General features: G+C 52.7%; 1 protein-coding gene. It reads left to right on the plus strand.

The genetic code is table 11. From position 1 onward, the window contains the following. The first annotated feature begins 91 nt into the window (after nucleotides 1-91). Entirely contained in the window at nucleotides 92-316 is a 225-nt protein-coding gene (locus BLX24_RS32485; protein ID WP_445422172.1) for an immunoglobulin domain-containing protein, read from the plus strand. Nucleotides 317-432 lie beyond the last annotated feature (116 nt).

Below are 432 nucleotides of genomic sequence, written 5' to 3' on the forward strand. Positions count from 1 at the left end.
TTGCGGGAGCCTGACTACCAGTACCTTTAGTCTTACGGTCAATGAACTGGTAGCCATAGCCGGAGAGCCGGTAGCATCGACAGCCGCCTGTGTGGGAAGTAGTATCAGTATACCGGTAAGCATTACGGGGGCAGGAGCCGTTTATCAGTGGTATCTGAACGGAAGTCCTGTAAGCAGTCAGACAACAACAACCCTGAACATACCCGCTGTTGCCACAACTGATCAGGGGACATATTCGCTGGTTGTAACAGGTGGTTGTAATAGTGTAACCTCGGCAGCCGCTGTCCTCACCGTTAACCCATTGNGCAGAGCGTAACCCTGACCGCTTCCGGAGCCAATAGCTACACATGGAACACCGCTGCTACCGGTAACACCGTCTGGCTCTCGCCGGTAGAAACTACAGCGTATTCGGTTACGGGTCTTGATAATAAC

The organism is Arsenicibacter rosenii (genome assembly GCF_001870735.1).
In the GTDB taxonomy this organism is placed as follows: Bacteria; Bacteroidota; Bacteroidia; order Cytophagales; family Spirosomataceae; genus Arsenicibacter; species Arsenicibacter rosenii.